Origin of the sequence: Streptomyces sp. NBC_01306, from assembly GCF_026340465.1 — a bacterium.
In the GTDB taxonomy this organism is placed as follows: domain Bacteria; phylum Actinomycetota; class Actinomycetes; order Streptomycetales; family Streptomycetaceae; genus Streptomyces.
In genome coordinates, this window is the sequence record NZ_JAPEPC010000001.1 from 379,378 (window position 1) to 397,168 (window position 17,791).

Here is a 17,791-nt window from a genome sequence, read left to right on the forward strand (position 1 = left end):
GGATCTGTCCCGCCGGATCCGTGCCGGGGCATGCGGACCCGCGTCAGAGCGGCAGCAGGTCGGGGCGCTTGGCCTCCACATGGTCGCCGGACGACTCGCCGCGGAGCCTGCGGCCTATCCACGGCACCAGGTGTTCACGGGCCCAGTGGATGTTGTCGCGCCGTACCTCGGCCGAGCCGCGCGGCGGCTCCGGGGGCCACGGCTGGTCCGGGTCCGCGGGTACGTCGAGACCGAGCACCTGCGCGGCCCGCAGCGCGACACGCGTGTGGCCCTCGGGCGAGAGATGCAGCCGGTCGTCGTCCCAGGCGCGCCTGTCCTGGATGGTCTTGAGGGACCACAGGTCGAGCACCGGGGCGCCGTGCCGGGCGGCGATGACCCGCACGTGCTCGTTGTACGTGGCGATCTTGCCGCGCAGATGGCGCAGGACCGGCACACCGCGGGTGTCGAACCCGGTGGTCACCATGACGGTGCCGACCGAGCCGGTCAGATCGGCGAGCGCCCGCTCGAAGCGCTCGGCCGCGTCGTCCGGGTCGGAGCCCGGCCGGATGATGTCGTTGCCGCCCGCCGAGAAGCTGACCAGGTCGGGGGCGAGCTCCTTGGCCCGCGGGACCTGCTCCTCGACGATCTGGTCGAGGAGGCGTCCGCGCACCGCGAGGTTCGCGTAACGGAAGGTGTGTTCGGGGACGCGGTCGTCCAGGAGTACGGCGAGCCGGTCGGCCCAGCCGACGAACTTCCCGTCGGGTCCGGGGTCTCCGACTCCCTCGGTGAAGCTGTCGCCGATCGCCGCGTACGACCCGATGATGTCTCTGTTCTTGATTGCCGAAATTGCCGAATCGTCTGCCACAACGGCCAATCCTGCACCTCGCGATGTGACCTACGCGACCGTATTAAGGGGGTGACGGGCCGTGAGAAAGGCCACCTGGGCAGTTTGTCTAAAGACGGAATAAGGGAAGCGTCCGCGCTTCTCCGGGGCACGATGCCTGCATGGCGCACCGATGTCGTATCGTCAAAAATCCAGGGCCGTTACGACACGGCCGGACGGCCGGTGCCACGGCACTGGTCCACCATGCGCCGACGGCGGCGACCAGCCGCGCCGGCAGGACACCGAGGAGCCCCGTGACGCAGCAACTTCCGCAGGTCCCGTCGGCAGAACCCGAGCTTGCCGGAGTCCGCAACTTCCGCGATGTGGGCGGGCTGCCGACCGTGGACGGACGGCGGGTGCGGCAGGGCAGGCTGTTCCGCAGCGGTCACCTCGCGCACGCGACCGCCGAGGACGCGGCTTTCCTGTCCTCACTCGGGCTCCACACGATCTTCGACTTCCGCAACGCCTCCGACGTGGCCCTGGACGGACGGGACGTCGAGCTGGCGGGCGTCCGCAATGTCAACATCCCGCTGACGGACCCGGCGGACGGTTCCCAGTTCTGGCGCATGGTCAGCGACGGCGATCTGGACCAGCTGCGCCAGGTCCTCTCCGACGACCGGGCCGCGGGCCGGATGGCCAGTTCGTACCGGTCGATCATCACCACCAGGACCGCCGAGCACAGCCGGGTGCTGCACGCTCTCGCCGAGGACAGCGTGCCTGCCCTGATGCACTGTGCGGCCGGCAAGGACCGGGCGGGACTCTCGATAGCGGTGACGCTGCTCGCGGTGGGGGTGGAGCGCGACGCCGTCGAGGCGGACTACCTCAAGTCGAACGACCCCCGGCGGCGCTACCTGTACAAGCGCAGTGACAAGTCGCCCGACGCGAACTCCGACGAGGTCATGCGGCTGCTGAGCCCGCTCTTCGAGGCCCGCGCCGAGTATCTGGAGATGGCCTTCGCGGCCATCGACGAGACGTGGGGCACCACCGACCGCTATCTCACCGAGGGTCTGAAGCTCAGCCCGGAGACGCGCGAGAAGCTGCGCGCGCGGCTGCTCGAAGACGCCGCCTGAGCCACCGGGCGAGGACGGCCGGACGGCTACTGCTGACCGCCGAGCGTGAACAGCAGATAGAGGAAACCGGCGAAGAGGTGGCCCGCCACCAGATAGGCGAAGAGCCGGATGACGAGCCCCCGGGGGAACTTCTTCTCCTCGCTCGACTTCTCCGGGTGCGCGCTCTCGCGATGCGGCTTCTCCGGGTCTGTTTCTGTTTCCGGCATGGTGCGGCCTCTCTTCGGAACGGATCGCGTGCGGGACCGGCCTCAGTGCGGCTCAGGGCTCAGTGCAGGACCGGGCTCAGTGCAGGTCGGGGCTCTGGATCAGGGTGTGCATGAAGAGCAGCTCGGTCCCGCCCCGGGTCGCCGCGGCGATCCGGTGCGGGGTGAGCGAGTCGAAGTGGGCGCTGTCCCCGGGGTCGAGATCGTGCGCCGCGTCCCCCAGGGTCAGCCGCAGCTTGCCGCTGAGGACGTAGATCCACTCCTCGCCGGGATGGACCCGGACGAGCTCGCCCTGCGCCCCGTACGGCACTTCCACGCGCAGTGCCTGCATCGCCCGGCCCGGGGAGCCCGCCGTGTGGTACGTCCAGCCGTCGGCCTCGACGGAGTCCCGGCGGTCGCCCCGGATGATCGGGTCCCGCTCGGGCGGCACCTCGCCGAGCAGCTCGGAGACCGACGTACCGTAGATGCGGGCCAGCGAGAGCAGCATGGGCAGCGACGGCTGCCGTGCTCCGGTCTCCAGCCGGGAGAGGTGCGCCGGGGAGAGACCGGCCCTGCGGGCGGCGGCCTCCAGCGTGAGCCGTCCTCGCCGGCGCAGTTCGCGCAGGCGCGGGGCGACATCGGGCAGATCCTCCGCTGGGGTGCTCATACCCACCATTGGGACAGCAGAATGCCTCAGAGGCAACTTTCTTGCCTCTGAGGCAAAAAGCCGTCGGCCCTCAGCGGTTGGCGACCGCCTGCTTCACCAGGGTCCGCCCGAAGTCCCACATGAGTCCGCCACCGCCGTGCGCGTCGTCCATGACAGCGGTGAACGCCTCGACGAAGCGGTCCACGTCCGCCTCACCGATGACCAGCGGCGGGATCAGTTTGATCACTTCCAGATGGTCCCCGGAGACCTGGGTGAGGATGCGGTGCTTCTGGAGCAGCGGTACGACGACCATCTGCGCGAAGAGCCCCTTGCGGGCCGCCTGGAGCATGGTCCACCGGCTGCGGAGCTTCAGCGACGTGGGGCGGCCGAACTCGATGCCGATCATCAGCCCCCGGCCGCGTACGTCGTGGAGCAGCTCGTACCGGGGAATCAGCGCGGCCAGCCGGGACTTCAGCAGCTCGCCGGTCGTGCGGGCGTGGGCGACGGTCTCCTCGTCCTCCATCACCGAAAGCACGGCGAGCCCGGCGGCCATCGCCTGGGCGTTGGAGCCGAAGCTCGCCGAGTGGACCAGCACCCGGTCCATGGACGAGTAGACCTTCTTGAAGATCCAGTCCTTGCCCAGGGTCGCGCTGACCGGTACGTACCCGCCGGAGAGCGACTTGGCCACACAGACCAGGTCCGGCTCGACGCCCTCCTCGTGCTGGTAGGCGTAGAAGTCACCGGTCCGCCCGAGTCCCGTCTGCACCTCGTCGGCGATCAGCAGGGCCTTGTGCCGGTGCAGCAGCTCCTGGGCCGCCCGCAGGAAGCCGGGCGGGGACTCCAGGACCCCCTTGCCCTGGATCGGCTCGACCACGAAGCCCGCCACGTCCCCGCGCTTCAACTCGCGTTCCAGCGCGGCCAGATCACCCATGCTGATCGCCGTGTCGGGCAGCAGCGGTGCGAATCCGTCCCGGAAGCCGTCCTCGCCGTTGACCGAGAGCGAGCCGGTCGTCAGCCCGTGGAAGGCGTGCGAGCAGTAGAGGATCCTGGGCTTCCCTGTGGCGTACCTGGCGAACTTCAGCGCCGTCTCGACGGCTTCCGTACCGCTGTTGCCGAAGAACACCCGGTCCAGGTGCGGCGAGTGGGCCAGCAGCTTCTCGGCGAGCAGGCCGGGCAGCGGCTGGCAGTCGAAGCGGGTCAGGTCGGCGAGCGAGGCGTCCAGGACGTCATGCAGCGCCTTGCGGACGACCGGATGGTGCCGGCCGAGCCCCATGACCCCGAAGCCCGCGAGCATGTCGAGGTAGTCGTTGCCGTCCGCGTCCCAGAAGTGGGCGCCCTCGGCACGCTCGTAGACGTTGTCGAAGCCGATGGTGTGCAGCATTCTCGGCAGCTGGTGGTTGAGGTACCGGGTGTGCAGCTCGTAGCGCTCGGCACCTCGTTCGGCCAGCAGGGTCGTCAGGTCGAAACCCTTGGGTGCGCCTTCCGTCATTCCGTCTTCTCCTTGGCTTTCAGGGCGGCGCTGATCCGTCCTGCGATCTCGACGGGCGTGAGCCCGATGTCGGCCAGCACTTCGGCACGTTTGGCGTGCGGGAGGAACTGCTCGGGGATTCCGAAGGTCCGCAGCGGTACGTCGACCCCGGCGTCCCGCAGCGCCTGGCCGACCGCCGAACCCACGCCGCCGCTGCGGCTGTTGTCCTCGGCGACCGCGACCAGCCGGTGTCCGGCGGCGAGTTCGGGGAGTTCGGCGTCCACCGGTTTGACCCAGCGCGGGTCGACGACCGTGCAGCCGACGCCGCCGCCTTCGAGGAGTTCGGCCGCCTGCAGGCAGACCGGGGCGAGCACCCCGACGGCGACCAGCAGCACCTGGGGCCGGTCCGCCCGGTGCAGTACGTCCATACCGCCGACCCGGCCGACCGCCGGGAGCGGCTCGCCCACCGACTCCTTGGGGAAGCGCAGTACGGTCGGCGCGTCGTCCACGTCGACCGCCTCCCGCAGCTGGGCACGGAGCTGGTCGGCGTCCCGGGGCGCGGCTATCCGCAGTCCCGGTACGGCCTGGAGGACGGACATGTCCCACATGCCGTTGTGCGAGGGCCCGTCGGGGCCGGTGACCCCGGCCCGGTCGAGGACGAACGTCACCCCGCACCGGTGCAGGGCCACGTCCATCAGGAGCTGGTCGAGTGCCCGGTTGAGGAAGGTCGCGTACACGGCGACCACCGGGTGCAGACCACCGGTGGCGAGTCCGGCGGCCGAGACCGCCGCGTGCTGTTCGGCGATCCCGACGTCCCAGACGCGGTCGGGGAAGCGCTCGGCGAACTCGGTGAGGCCGACCGGGTGCAGCATCGCCGCCGTGATGGCGACGACATCGGGGCGTTCGGCTCCGATCGCGGCGATCTCGGCGCCGAACACCGAGGTCCAGGAGGGTCCGCCGGGCGGGGCGAGCGGGGCGCAGGTCAGCGGGTCCATGACGCTGACGGTGTGGAAGCGGTCCGCTTCGTCCTCCAGCGCGGGCCGGTAGCCGCGCCCCTTCTCGGTGAGGCAGTGGACGAGCACAGGACCGTGGAAGCGCTTGGCCCGGTTCAGTGCCGACTGCACGGCCGCCAGGTCGTGCCCGTCGACCGGGCCGACGTACTTCAGCCCCAGGTCCTCGAACATGCCCTGCGGTGCGAAGGCGTCCTTGAACCCCTTCTTCGCGCCGTGCAGCGACTCGTACAGCGGCTGTCCCACGACGGGGGCCGCCCGGAGCACGTCCTTGCCCCAGGCGAGGGCCCGCTCGTAGCCGTCGGTCGTGCGGAGGGTGGCGAAGTGGTTGGCCAGGCCGCCGATCGTCGGGCCGTACGAGCGGCCGTTGTCGTTCACGACGATGATCAGCGGGCGGTCCCTGGCGGCCGCGATGTTGTTGAGCGCCTCCCAGGCCATGCCGCCGGTGAGCGCGCCGTCACCGATCACGGCGACCACATGGCCGGTCCTGCCGAGCACCTCGTTGGCCTTGGCGAGGCCGTCGGCCCAGCCCAGCACCGTCGAGGCGTGCGAGTTCTCGATGACGTCGTGCTCGGACTCCTCGCGGGAGGGGTAGCCGGAGAGGCCGCCCTTGCTGCGCAGTTTGGAGAAGTCCTGCCGGCCGGTGAGCAGCTTGTGCACATAGCTCTGGTGGCCGGTGTCCCACAGGATGCGGTCGACGGGTGAGTCGAAGACCCGGTGCAGCGCGACGGCGAGTTCGACCACCCCCAGGTTCGGCCCCAGGTGTCCCCCGGTCCTGGCTACCGCCTGGATCAGGAACTCCCTTATTTCTACGGCCAGTTCACCGAGTTCCGCCTCGGCGAGCGCCTTCAGGTCGTGCGGTCCCCGGATATTCTCCAAGATCGACACGCTCAGGCCCCCTCTCGGATTTTGTATCGCTCACACATCCGGTGCCGGTCGGTGACGGAGCCGGCGCCCGGGTCATCGACAGCACCGGAACCGGCGCGTACGCGCCTGAGAGCCTTTCGGCCGGCCTCTGATCGGGCGATCGAAGGTCACCCGAAAGGCTCTACGGCCGCCGGCCCGACCTGGACAGGTCGGGCCGGCGGCTCGGGGAGCCCGGGTGCGGCAGGCTCTCCTGCGACCGTCACGTCACCCGCGGTTTCCTGAAACCGTCTCGCGGGCGGCCCGGATGGTCTCCTTGAGGGAGCTCATCGTGGCGAGTACGGCAGTCGGCTCGTAACCGCAGTGCGCCATGCAGTTGGCACAGCGGTCGTCCTTGCCCCGGCCGTACTTGTCCCAGTCGGTCTTCTCGACCAGCTCCTTGTACGTGGGGACATACCCGTCGTTCATCAGATAGCAGGGGCGCTGCCAGCCGAAGAGCGAGTAGTTGGGAATGGCCCACGCGGTGCAGGGGAAGTCCACCTTGCCTTCCAGGAAGTCCAGGAAGAGCGGCGAGTGGTTCAGGCGCCAGCGGCCCCTGTTCCCGCCGGCGAAGGACTTCTTGAAGAGTTCCCGGGTCTGTTCGACCCCCAGGAAGTGCTCCTGGTCCGGGGCCTTCTCGTAGGCATAGGCGGGCGAGATCATCATCTCGTCCACCTCCAGATCGTCATTGAGGTAGTTGAGCACCTCGATGATGTTCTGCGGGGTGTCCGTGTTGAAGAAGGTGGAGTTGGTCGTGACGCGGAAACCGCGCCTCTTGGCCTCCTTGATCGCCTCCACGGCTTCGTCGAACACTCCCTCCTTCGCCACCGACTCGTCGTGCCGCTCGCGCAGCCCGTCGATGTGCACGGTGAACGCGAAGTAGGGCGAAGGCGTGAACTTGTCCATCTTCTTGCGCATCAGCATCGCGTTGGTGCAAAGGAAGACATATTTCTTCTTTGCCACCAGCTGGCGCACGATTTCATGGATCTGCGGGTGCATGAGGGGCTCACCACCCGCGATGGAAACCATCGGAGCACCCGATTCAAGGACGGCCCCCACTGCCTGCGCCACCGGCATGCGCTGCTTGAGCACTCCCGCCGGATGCTGGATCTTCCCGCAGCCCTCACATGCGAGGTTGCACGCGAAGAGCGGCTCCAGCTCGACGATCAACGGGAACTTCTCACGCTTGCGGAGCTTCTGTTCGAAGAGATACGTCCCGACCCTGATGGTCTGACGGAGCGGCATGGCCATCTAGCTCACCTCCTGGGGAGCAGCAAAGAACGGTGCCATTCATAGAAAGCTGGAAGGACGGCACGGAGTACGCGGAAGGCCGATATTCCACCGCGTACCGTCCCAATACGGACGAGTTCATGTTCTGGAGCGTCCACGACCACTCGTACGGCCGCAACCGGGCGGGGCCCGGTCCGTACAGCACTCCAGAGCGTCGCCGCGGATTCCATGTCCACGGCGATCGCCCCTGTGGCACGCAGCTCGGCCCTTTCGTGGCCGCGTACAACATGGTCTGACCCGGTCAGCGGACCGGTGTGCACAGTACGCCCGGGCAGGGCGGCGGCGAGTGCTTTTGCGAGCACCTCGGTGCCCACGCAGGCGGTGGCGCCCCTGCTGTCCCTGGTCTCATCGGCGACGATCACATCACCCGGATGCATTCCGGGTGCGAGACCGGCGCAGAAGCCGGAAGCGATCACGGCGGACTCCCGCGAGGGGAGCTCACCGAGTGTGCGGGTGACGGCGTACGCGGCCGCCTCGGGCCCCATGCCCGTACGGAGTACGGTCACCGGGCCCGGTGCGCCGCCGCGGCGGCCGCCCGTGCGCAGGGCGAACCGCTCGATGCCCAGCGCACAGGCGATCAGCAGCGGGGCGCTGTCCGGAGCCTCGGTCATCAGCTCCCCTGCCGGGTTCCGGCGAAGGGCTCACCGTTGACGTACCGTCCCAGCGCGGTCAGCGGGAAGACCTGCCGGTACAGGTTGTAGTTGATCGAGAAGTCCCAGGGGAAGCCGGTACCGGTGAAGTACGGCTCGTCCCATGAGCCGTCCTGGCGCTGCGTCTCGGCGAGCCAGGAGACACCCCGCTCCACGGCCTTGTTCTCCCGCTCCCCCGCCGCGAGCAGCGCCAGCAGCGCCCAGGCGGTCTGGGAGGGCGTCGAAGCGCCGTGCCCGATCCACTCCTCCTCCTTGTACGAGCGCAGGTCCTCGCCCCAGCCGCCGTCATCGTTCTGTACGGACTCCAGCCAGGAGACCGCACGGCGGATCGCCGGATGGGAGACGGGCAGCCCGGCCGCGGTGAGGGCCGGGACCACCGACCCGGTGCCGTAGATGTAGTTGACGCCCCAGCGCCCGAACCAGGCGCCGGTCGCCTCCTGTTCGGCGAGCAGCCACTCGATGCCGCGCCGGGTGCGCGGGTCGTGCGTCTTGCCCTCGACGGCGAGCATCTCCACGACATGGCCGGTGACATCGGCCGACGGCGGGTCGATGACCTCGCCGAAGTCGCAGAACGGCAGCCGGTTGGGGAACGGGCTGGTGTTGTCGGCGTCGAAGGCGCCCCAGCCACCGTCCTTGCACTGCATACCGAGGTTCCAGCGCACACCGCGCGCGATGGCCCCTTCCAGCCGCGCCCGGTCCGGCACCCGGACCCGGCGCAGCGCGAGGGCGACCTCGGCGGTGTCGTCGATGTCGGGGTAGTTGTCGTTGTGGAACTCGAACGCCCAGCCACCGGGGGCGAGTCCGGGGCGGCGCACCGCCCAGTCGCCGGGCCGGTCGATCTCCTCGGCGAGCATCCACTCGGCGGCCCTGACGAGGGCCGGGTGGTCGGGGCTCAGCCCCGCGTCGGCCAGCGCGATCGTGGCCAGACAGGTGTCCCACACCGGGGACTGGCAGGCCTCGATCATGCGGGCGCCGTCCTCGCGCCAGATGGCGAACCGGTCCAGCGACTCCAGGCCCGCCCGCATCACGGGGTGGTCGATGTCGTAACCGAGCAGATGGAGTGCGATGACCGAGTACACGGCGGGCGGCTGGATGCCGCCCCAGCAGCCGTCGTTCTCCTGCCGCTCGATGATCCACCGGGCCGCCGCGTTCATGGCCACCTTGCGGAGTCTTCGCGGGGCGACCTTGTGGTAGATGTGCAGCGCCTTGTCGAGGTGCTGGAACGCCCCGTCCCAACTGACCAGCGGGGCAGGCCGCTTGGCCGGATTCGGGTCGGCCGGGTCGGTGTGCAGCTCGTCGAGTGCGAAGGGGGCCGGGCGGACCGGGCGCTTCGCCGAGACGACGGTGAGCGGCACGATCGTCTGCCGGGCCCAGCAGCCGAAATCGTAGATGTTGAGCGGGAACCACTTGGGCAGGAAAATCATCTCAGGTGGTAGCTCGGGGAGGTCATCCCATTTCCACCAACCGAAGAGGGCGAGCCAGATCCTGGTGAACACCCTGCTCGCGGCCACGCCTCCGTTGGCGCGGATGAAGGCGGACGCCAGCGCCATGTGCGGGGCGTCGGGGGCGTCCCCGGCGAGCCGCAGCGCCACGTACGCCTCGATGGTGGTGGAGAGTTCGCCGGGGCCCTCGAAGAAGGTGGCCCAGGTGCCGTCCGCGCGCTGCTCGCCCCGGATGAACTGTCCGGCGGCCTTCGTGGTGCGCTCGTCCTGGATGCCGAGGAACTGCCGCAGCAGCAGGTCTTCGGCGTCCATGGTCACGTTTGTTTCCAGGTCGCCCTTCCACCAGCCCTGGGCGTCCTGGGCTTCCAGCAGGTATGCGACCGAGCGCTCTGCGGCCCGCTCGGCGGCGTCATGCACCGGGTGACCGGCAAGAATCGTTTCGGTGGTTTCAGTAGGTGCAGTTGCTGTAGTTGTCTCAGCTGTTCCCGTTGCCGAGGCTGCGCGGGGCTCCATGGCTCCGGGGCTTCCGTCGGTCGTCGCTGTCATGGCTTCCCCTTCGTGCAGTGCTTCCTCTGCTGTGCTGGGGTCTCCGTCGGCCGGTGTCCCGGGGACACCGGCCGGCGACCGCGAGTTATGTGGCGATGGTGATCATCTCTTCCGTACTACGACGAAGTCGGCGAGCGCGATGAGCTGCGCCCGCACCCTTTCCGGCATCTCGACCCCGGTGAGCGCGTCGATCGCGATCGCGTGCTGCCTGCGGGCCTCCTGCGAGGTCCACTCCCGGCCGCCCGCCTCCTCGATCAGAGCCGCCCGTACGGCGAACTCCTCCTCGGAGAACGTGTCGAAGTCACTGCTCTTGGCGTCGGCTGCGAGCAGTTCGCCCAGCCGTTCCGACGCCGGTCCGCCGGCCGCGAGAGCCGCGACGACGGGCAGGGACTTCTTGCGCTGGCGCAGATCGCTCCAGGTCTGTTTTCCGGTGGCCTCCGGGTCGCCCCAGATGCCGAGCAGGTCATCGACGGCCTGGAACGCCAGGCCGAGGTGGTAGCCGTACGCCTCCAGCGTGTCGGCCGTGCGGTCGTCGGCGCCGCCGAGTACCGCACCGATGGAGACGGCGCAGGCCAGCAGGGCGCCCGTCTTGTTGCCCTCCATCTCCAGGCACTCCTCGACGGTGACCCGTTCGCGGTGCTCGTAGGAGATGTCCTGGGCCTGACCGTCGATCAGTTTCCTGGTGGCGGTGGTCAGACGGCGCGTGGCGCGGCCGGCCTCCACGGTGCCGAGCTCCAGCAGGATCTCGTTCGCGAGCGCGAAGAGCGCGTCGCCGACGAGGATCGCCTGCGCGGGGCCGTGCACCTTCCAGACGGTGTCCCGGTGGCGGCGCTGTTCGTCACCGTCCATCAGGTCGTCGTGCAGCAGCGAGAAGTTGTGCACGAGTTCCACCGCGACGGCGCCGGGGATCCCGGCTTCGGCCGAGGCTCCGGCTGCCTCGGCCGACAGCAGCGCGAGCGCGGGGCGTACGGCCTTGCCGCCGTCCCCGTCCGCGGGGCGCCCCTCGGCGTCGATCCAGCCGAAGTGATAGGCGGCGACCGTGTCCATGGGCGGTGCGAGCCGGTCAATGGCAGCGCGCAGCACCGGTGAGGACAGGGTCCGTCCGCGCTCCAGGAGCGCGACAATATCGACGGTGTCTGCGGCCGGGGTCACAGGCTCTCCTCTTGTTCCAGTAACAGTGCTCATGCCGCCTCCTGAAGCGGATGGTCGTGGGTACGGCCGAGCGTGGTGAGCACGGCACCGGCGGCGCTGAGACCGCTGCGCACCGCGCCCTCCATGGTCGCGGGCCAGCCAGTGGCGGTCCACGCCCCGGCCAGGCAGAGGCCGGGGATGCGGGTGCGGGCGCCGGGACGCAGCCGTCCGACACCAGGGGCCGGAGTGAAGGTCGCGGTGCGCTCACGGGTGACGAAGAAGTCCCGTACACCGGCGCCGCGCGCCGCGGGCAACAGGCGCTCCAGCTCCGGGAGATAGCGCTCTCTGAGAACGGAGACGGGCTGGTCGATGTCGTCGTCGGCGACGGACTGGGACAGCGCCAGGTACTGCCCGCCGCCCTGGAGACCCGAGGAGTCCGTACGGTCGAAGACCCACTGGACCGGGGTGCCGAGCGCGGCGAAGAAGGGCCGGCGGAGCACCTTGCGGTCGTACACGACATGGACGTTGAGGATCGGTGACGTACCGATCTCCAGCAGCCTCTCCGGCTCGTCGAGCGCCCCTTCGGGGAGCAGCGCATGGGCCTCGCGCTGCGGTACGGCGAGCACCACGGCGTCGGCCTCCAGCGTCTCGCCGTCGGTCTCCACCCGCCAGCTCCCGTCCGCGGCCCGGCCGACACCGGCGACCCTGGCGCGCAGTTCGGTGCGCACCCCCGCCGCGTCGAGGGCCTTGCGGGCCAGCGTGTCGTGCAGGGCGCCCAGCGGCACCTGGGCCCAGCCGATGTCGGCCGCGCCCGCTTCGGAGAGCAGCCCGGTCTTGAAGACCATCGCGGCGAGACCCAGCGAGGCGTGCGGCGCGGTCGCGTTGAGCGTCGCGACGCCCACCAGGTCCCAGAGGGCTTCGATGGTGCGGTCGGACTGCCCGTGCGCGCGCAGCCAGCTCGCGAAGTCGGTGTCGTCCAGGGCGGGATCGGCGAGGTCGAGTCCCTTGAGCGCCAGCGCGGCGCGGCCGACGCTCGCCCGCTCGGCGAGCGAGAGATGCGGGTACGTCGCGAGGCTCCGGGCCAGGTGCAGCGGCACCGGCAGTCCGCTGCGGCGCAGCCGGCCAAGACGCGGGCCGCTCGCGGGCGCGATGTCGAGCACGGGCACGTCGAGCCGGTCCTGGAGGGGCGCGAGGGCGGCCCCTTCGATCCGGTCGAGGAACCAGCGGTACGCGGTGCAGCAGCGCAGGTACACGTGCTGGCCGTTGTCGACGGTCAGTTCGCCGCGCTGGAAGGAGAAGGCGAGACCCCCCAGCCGGGGCCGGCCTTCGAGCAGGGTCACGCGTACGCCCGCGCCGGCGAGTTCGAGTGCGGCGGTGGTACCGGCCAGCCCCCCGCCGACCACGACCGCGCGCGTCGGCCGCGCCGCGTCGGCTGTCATACGCCCCCCTTCCAGGACCGGCCGTCCCGGTGAGGACGGCAGGTTGTCGAAGTCAGGGACGCGTGATCTTCCCCGGAGGTTGAGTACCGCTCGGCGGACCGTTGCGGAGCGGGTCTGTCGAGGGGCATCAGGCGCGCCTCCGGGCGCTCTGACGTGTGATGTTCCGGGTGTCGAGACCGGAGAGACCGCGGACCGCGACGTACGCCTTCTCCCGGCCGGGCAGCGAGACCCGGCCGCGCAGGACCGCCTCGGGGTCGCGCTCGATGCGGTCCAGGAGGCGCCGGTAGATACCGGCCATCGCGGCGACGCATGCCCCGCTGCGGCGGTCGAGGAAGGGCAGCAGCCGGTAGCCCTCGGCGAACAGGGCGCGGGCGCGGCGGACCTCGAAGTGCACAAGACCGGCGAAGTCGGAGCCCGCCGGCGGCGTCGCACTGTGGAAGCCGTCCGAGCAGCCGAACTTGGCGAGGTCTTCAGCGGGGAGATAGGTGCGGCCGTTGCCCGCGTCCTCGCGGACGTCCCGGAGGATGTTGGTGAGCTGGAGTGCCAGGCCGAGCGTGTCGGCGTACTGGGACGCCCGGTCGGCGGCCGCCGTGCTCGCGGCGTTGCCGAAGACTCCGAGCGAGAGCCGGCCGATGGCACCCGCGACGCAACGGCAGTAGACCTCCAGGTCGTCCCAGGTCTCATAGGTCTCGCCGCGTACGTCCATCAGTACGCCGTCGATGAGTTCGTCGAGCCCGCCGAGCGGGATCGGGAACCGGCGTGCCGCGTCGGTCAGGGCCACCGCGACCGGATCGGTTTCGTCCTCCTCCACGGCTCCTTCGCGGATCCGTCCGAGGAGGTCGCGCGTCGATTCCAGCCGCTCCCGCTTGACGTCGGGGGCCAGGTCCCCGTCGCCGATGTCGTCCACACGTCGCGAGAAGGCGTACAGCGCGGACATGGCCTGCCGCTTGTCGGCGGGCAGCAGCCTGATGCCGTACGCGAAATTCCGCGCCTGCTGTCCCGTGACGGCCTCGCAGTACGTGTACGCGGCCATCACGGGCCCCGAAACCGGCGTTTGTCCCTCCACGGTCCGGCTCACCCCTCTCTACGCGTTCCTCGCAGGACGGCTCCCGTTTCGCGCAACAGGCCGAACTTGGTGGCTTTGGGCGGTCCGGGAAGCACGTCGAATCCGGCGGCGGAGACCGCCTGGAGGGCGGCGCTTCCACCGGCCACGAACCCGGCGAGCAGCAGCTTGAGCCTGCCATGGACGCTACCCACCAGCGGGGCGCCTTCATTCAGCAGGCCCCGGGCGCGTTCGGCTTCGTAGGCGATGAGCGCGCGCACCGATGCGCCCGCGCTCGGGACCGCCAGATCCGCCTCCTGGACGTGGAACTCCTTCATGTCCCGGGCGGGAAGGTAGATGCGGTCGCGGCCGAGGTCCTCGGCGACGTCCTGGAGGTGCTCGGCGATCTGCAGCGCCGTGCAGACGGCGTCGGAGCGCCGGATGCGCTCGGGGCTCGCCGTGCCCGTGATCTGCAGGACGAGACGGCCGACGGGGTTGGCCGAGAGCTCGCAGTACGCGAGGAGGTCCTCGTAGGTTTCGTAGCGCCGGACCGTCTGGTCCTGGCGGTTGGCCGCGATCAGCCCGAGGAACGGCTCAGGGGTGAGGGCGCAGCGGCGGACGGTCGGCCGGAGCGTGCGCAGGATGGGGTGGCGCGGCTGCTCGCCCGGTCCGGCGAAGACGCGCTGCAGGTCGGCCTCGAACGCGTCGAGCATCGCGAGGCGGTCGTCGGCGCGCGCGGGGTCGAGCCCCAGGAGCCGGGCCTCGGTCGCGGGAGACGCGAGGTCCCCGTCGCCGATGTCGTCGACGAGCCGGGCGTAGCCGTAGACCGCCATCAGGTCGTCGCGCCAGGCGCGCGGCAGGAAGAACGGGGCTACCGGGAAGTTCTCCCCGGACGCCTTGTCGAGTGTGGTGCGCGCATGGCTGTCGGTGCCCGCGTCCCGGACGCCCGTCACCGCATACTGCCAGGCGCGGGAACGGCGGAAACATCGCGGAGCTGGGACACGTCCGTTGCCATTGCCGTCACATCTCCCGTTCTACACTGCTGACTCAATACAACCCATTTCGGACACGCCGCGCAGACTGTCAGGCAAGGCGACGCCGGGTTGGCGACGCAGGGTATTGGCCCCGCTTGCCGTGAATCAGCACCGGTACAGCTTACGTTGTACAACGACTGGCACGTCAGCGGGGTGCAGTGCGCATTACAAGAACACTTCAATCCTCCGCAACCTTCCCCGCAGGCACAGTACTTGACGATCACTTGACTCACCCGGACCTGTGCACAACGGTCCGTCATTGGCCTGAACAGCCTGCTCGCACCGGCGTGTCGGGATGTTGCGGGCAGCGGGTGACCGCAGGGCAGCGGCCCCCCGCCGGAGGTTCCGGCGGGGGGCCGCTGTGGTGCTGCGGGAAGGCGGGAAGGGCCGACGGGGCGGCTACTTGCCGGTCTCCTTCTCGTACGCCTTGACGACCTCCTCGGTCGGGCCGTCCATCAGCAGTTCGCCCTTCTCCAGCCACAGGACGCGGTCGCAGGTGTCCCTGATCGACTTGTTGCTGTGGCTGACGAGGAAGACCGTGCCGGCCTCCTTCCGCAGCTCGCGGATGCGCTCTTCCGAACGGATCTGGAACTTGCGGTCGCCGGTGGCCAGCGCCTCGTCGATCATGAGGACGTCGTGGTTCTTGGCCGCCGCGATGGAGAACCGGAGCCTCGCCGCCATGCCCGACGAGTACGTCCGCATCGGCAGGGTGATGAAGTCGCCCTTCTCGTTGATACCGGAGAAGTCGACGATCCCCTGGTACCGCTCGCGGATCTCCTCGCGCGACATGCCCATGGCCAGACCGCCGAGGATCACATTGCGCTCGCCGGTCAGGTCGTTCATCAGTGCGGCGTTGACACCGAGCAACGACGGCTGGCCGTCGGTGTAGACCTTGCCGCTCTCCGTCGGCAGCAGCCCGGCGATGGCCCGCAGCAGGGTGGACTTGCCGGAGCCGTTGGAGCCGATGAGCCCGATGGCCTCGCCCCGGTAGGCCGTGAAGGTCACCCCGCGTACGGCGTGCACCTTGCGGACACCGCGCGCGGCGCTCTTGTCTTTGCCCACGATGCGGCTGAGCGCTGCGGTGGCCGCGCCCTTGCCGCCGCCGCCGGCGTTGACGCGGTACACGATGTGCACGTCGTCCGCGATGACCGTGGGGATGTACCCCTGATTGGTTTGCTCAGCCACGGCCGTACCGCTCCTCAGCCTTCCAGAAAAACACGAAGCCCACGAGGCCCAGCAGGACCGCCCAGGCCGCTGCGGCCGCCCAGACGTGCGGAGGCAGGTTCTCGGCGCCGTAACCGTCGATCAGAGCGAACCGGACCAGGTCCATGTAGACGGTGGCCGGATTCCACTGGAGCACATGGGCGATCCACGGCGGCTTGCCCTTGAGCATGACCGTGATGGAGAACATCACGCCCGACGTGTACATCCAGGTACGCATGATGAACGGCATCAGCTGCGCGAGGTCGGGCGTCTTGCTGCCGAGCCTGGCCATGATCAGGGCCAGGCCCGTGTTGAACACGAACTGCATCGCGAGGATGGGGATGACCAGGAGCCAGGACAGCGACGGATAGCTGTGGAAGCAGACGGCGACCACGATCAGCACGATCATCGAGTACAGCAGCTGCTGGAGCTGCTGGAGCGCGAACGAGACGGGCAGCGAGGCCCGCGGGAAGTGCAGCGCCCGCACCAGACCGAGGTTCCCCGAGATCGCCCGGACACCGGCCATCACCGAGCTCTGCGTGAAGGTGAAGACGAAGACCCCGGTCACCAGGAAGGGGATGAAGACGTCGTGCGGCAGCCCCCGCCTGGTGTTGAGGAGCAGGCCGAAGATGAAGTAGTAGACCGCCGCGTTGAGCAGCGGGGTCGCCACCTGCCAGACCTGGCCCAGCTTGGCCTGGCTGTACTGGGCCGACAGTTTCGCGGACGAGAAGGCCAGGATGAAGTGGCGCCGTCCCCAGATCTGGCGGACGTACTCCATGAGTCCAGGCCGGGCACCGCTCACCGACAGGCCGTACTTCCCGGCCAGCTCGGCCGAGGACAGACCGTCGTCGGGAGACGGGCGGTCGCTCAGCGCGACCGCTCCGTCATGGGTTGTGTCACTCACAAGTTGAAACTTTCGTGTTCAAGATGCGCTGCTGGATCGGGACCGGGCTCGGATGCCGGGCCCCGGAGTACGTCCGATGCTCTCAGAATCGAGCTTCTCAGATCACCGGAGGCCGGCCCAGTCGGGTCAGCCGCCAGACCGTACGCCATTTCATCGGTCGGCGTGGTCCGCAGGGAGTCGTCCAGCCCTCCTTGAACCCGCCGAACCATGCCTTGAGCGCGGCTCCGGAGGGGCGGCGGACCAGCGTGAGCAGCATCCACACCCCCAGGTAGACCGGCACCAGCGGTGCGGGCAGGTTCCGGCGGGCCAGCCAGACACGGTTGCGGGCCACCATGCGGTGGTAGACCGCGTGCCTGGACGGGGCCGTGGTGGGGTGGTGCAGCACCATGTCGGACCGGTAGTCGATCATCCAGCCGGCGTCGAGGGCCCGCCACGCCAGGTCGGTCTCCTCGTGCGCGTAGAAGAACTCGCCGGGGAGCGGTCCGGCCTCGGCGATGACCTTGGACCGTACGGCGTTGGCCCCGCCGAGGAAGGTCGTGACGCGCGAGGAGTGCATGGGGTCGGATGCGCGCAGCCGGGGGACGTGGCGGCGCTGGGTGACCCCGGTGTCGGGGTCGGCGATCCGGAAGCTGATGATGCCCAGCTCGGGGTCGGCCGCGAAGGCCTGGCGGCACAGCTCGGCCGTGTCGGTGTTGGGCAGCAGCCCGTCGTCGTCGAGGAAGAGCAGGATGTCGACGTCGGTGCCGGCCGGGCCGAAGGCCTCGATGCCGACGTTGCGGCCGCCGGGGATGCCCAGGTTCTCGGGCAGCTCGACGGTCCGTACGCCTTCGGGGACGTCCGGCACGGGTGCGCCGTTGCCGACGACGACCGTCTCGACCGGGTCGCCGTCCTGCTTGGCGACGGAATCCAGCAGTGCGCGCAGCTCGTCGGGGCGGTTGCCCATCGTGATGATGACCGCGCCGACCTTCG

Annotated in this window: 16 protein-coding genes; 1 reads left to right on the forward strand and 15 read right to left on the reverse strand. The window is 69.6% G+C overall.

The window, feature by feature from the left end; all coding sequences use genetic code 11:
• Positions 1–43: 43 nt before the first annotated feature.
• Positions 44–844: an SGNH/GDSL hydrolase family protein gene (locus OG385_RS01610; RefSeq protein ID WP_266851124.1), complete on the reverse strand. Its 801-nt coding sequence runs from the start codon at positions 842–844 to the stop codon at positions 44–46.
• A gap of 272 nt (positions 845–1,116) precedes the next feature.
• On the opposite strand from OG385_RS01610, the gene OG385_RS01615 reads away from it, so the two are divergent.
• Complete coding sequence (locus OG385_RS01615; RefSeq protein ID WP_266851126.1) at positions 1,117–1,932, forward strand: tyrosine-protein phosphatase; 816 nt, start codon at positions 1,117–1,119, stop codon at positions 1,930–1,932.
• A 26-nt stretch (positions 1,933–1,958) separates the two neighbouring features.
• On the opposite strand, the gene OG385_RS01620 is transcribed toward OG385_RS01615, so the two are convergent.
• The 14 genes from OG385_RS01620 to OG385_RS01685 form a co-directional block, all read right to left on the reverse strand.
• Positions 1,959–2,138, reverse strand: a complete 180-nt coding sequence (locus OG385_RS01620; RefSeq protein WP_266851127.1) for a DUF6126 family protein — start codon at positions 2,136–2,138, stop codon at positions 1,959–1,961.
• 76 nt (positions 2,139–2,214) lie between these two features.
• A complete protein-coding gene (locus OG385_RS01625; RefSeq protein WP_266851129.1) occupies positions 2,215–2,781 on the reverse strand; it encodes a helix-turn-helix domain-containing protein in 567 nt (188 codons plus the stop codon).
• Between the two features lie 70 nt (positions 2,782–2,851).
• Positions 2,852–4,249: an aspartate aminotransferase family protein gene (locus OG385_RS01630; RefSeq protein ID WP_266851131.1), complete on the reverse strand. Its 1,398-nt coding sequence runs from the start codon at positions 4,247–4,249 to the stop codon at positions 2,852–2,854.
• Positions 4,246–6,126 (reverse strand): 1-deoxy-D-xylulose-5-phosphate synthase, encoded by a 1,881-nt coding sequence (gene dxs, locus OG385_RS01635; RefSeq protein WP_266851133.1) that lies wholly within the window; start codon positions 6,124–6,126, stop codon positions 4,246–4,248. The genes OG385_RS01630 and dxs overlap by 4 nt, the downstream gene beginning before the upstream one ends.
• Before the next feature lie 243 nt (positions 6,127–6,369).
• Entirely contained in the window at positions 6,370–7,392 is a 1,023-nt protein-coding gene (gene hpnH / locus OG385_RS01640; RefSeq protein WP_266851135.1) for an adenosyl-hopene transferase HpnH, read from the reverse strand.
• A 5-nt stretch (positions 7,393–7,397) separates the two neighbouring features.
• On the reverse strand, positions 7,398–8,042 hold the full coding sequence (locus tag OG385_RS01645) for a 1-hydroxy-2-methyl-2-butenyl 4-diphosphate reductase (protein ID WP_266851137.1): 645 nt from the start codon (positions 8,040–8,042) through the stop codon (positions 7,398–7,400).
• Positions 8,042–10,069 (reverse strand): squalene--hopene cyclase, encoded by a 2,028-nt coding sequence (gene shc, locus OG385_RS01650; protein WP_266851139.1) that lies wholly within the window; start codon positions 10,067–10,069, stop codon positions 8,042–8,044. The genes OG385_RS01645 and shc overlap by 1 nt, the downstream gene beginning before the upstream one ends.
• 102 nt (positions 10,070–10,171) lie before the next feature.
• Positions 10,172–11,254: a polyprenyl synthetase family protein gene (locus OG385_RS01655; RefSeq protein ID WP_266851141.1), complete on the reverse strand. Its 1,083-nt coding sequence runs from the start codon at positions 11,252–11,254 to the stop codon at positions 10,172–10,174.
• Positions 11,251–12,639: a hydroxysqualene dehydroxylase HpnE gene (hpnE, locus tag OG385_RS01660; protein ID WP_266851143.1), complete on the reverse strand. Its 1,389-nt coding sequence runs from the start codon at positions 12,637–12,639 to the stop codon at positions 11,251–11,253. Before hpnE ends, OG385_RS01655 begins: the two co-directional genes overlap by 4 nt.
• Before the next feature lie 127 nt (positions 12,640–12,766).
• On the reverse strand, positions 12,767–13,717 hold the full coding sequence (hpnD, locus tag OG385_RS01665; protein ID WP_266851145.1) for a presqualene diphosphate synthase HpnD: 951 nt from the start codon (positions 13,715–13,717) through the stop codon (positions 12,767–12,769).
• Positions 13,714–14,634: a squalene synthase HpnC gene (gene hpnC, locus OG385_RS01670; protein WP_266851147.1), complete on the reverse strand. Its 921-nt coding sequence runs from the start codon at positions 14,632–14,634 to the stop codon at positions 13,714–13,716. The genes hpnD and hpnC overlap by 4 nt, the downstream gene beginning before the upstream one ends.
• 480 nt (positions 14,635–15,114) lie before the next feature.
• Positions 15,115–15,900, reverse strand: a complete 786-nt coding sequence (locus OG385_RS01675; RefSeq protein ID WP_266851149.1) for an ABC transporter ATP-binding protein — start codon at positions 15,898–15,900, stop codon at positions 15,115–15,117.
• Positions 15,893–16,822 carry an ABC transporter permease gene (locus OG385_RS01680; RefSeq protein WP_266851150.1) on the reverse strand — a complete coding sequence of 310 codons (930 nt, stop codon included), beginning with the start codon at positions 16,820–16,822 and terminating at the stop codon, positions 15,893–15,895. The genes OG385_RS01675 and OG385_RS01680 overlap by 8 nt, the downstream gene beginning before the upstream one ends.
• Positions 16,823–16,919: 97 nt before the next feature.
• On the reverse strand, positions 16,920–17,765 hold the full coding sequence (locus tag OG385_RS01685; protein ID WP_266860553.1) for a glycosyltransferase family 2 protein: 846 nt from the start codon (positions 17,763–17,765) through the stop codon (positions 16,920–16,922).
• Positions 17,766–17,791: the final 26 nt, after the last annotated feature.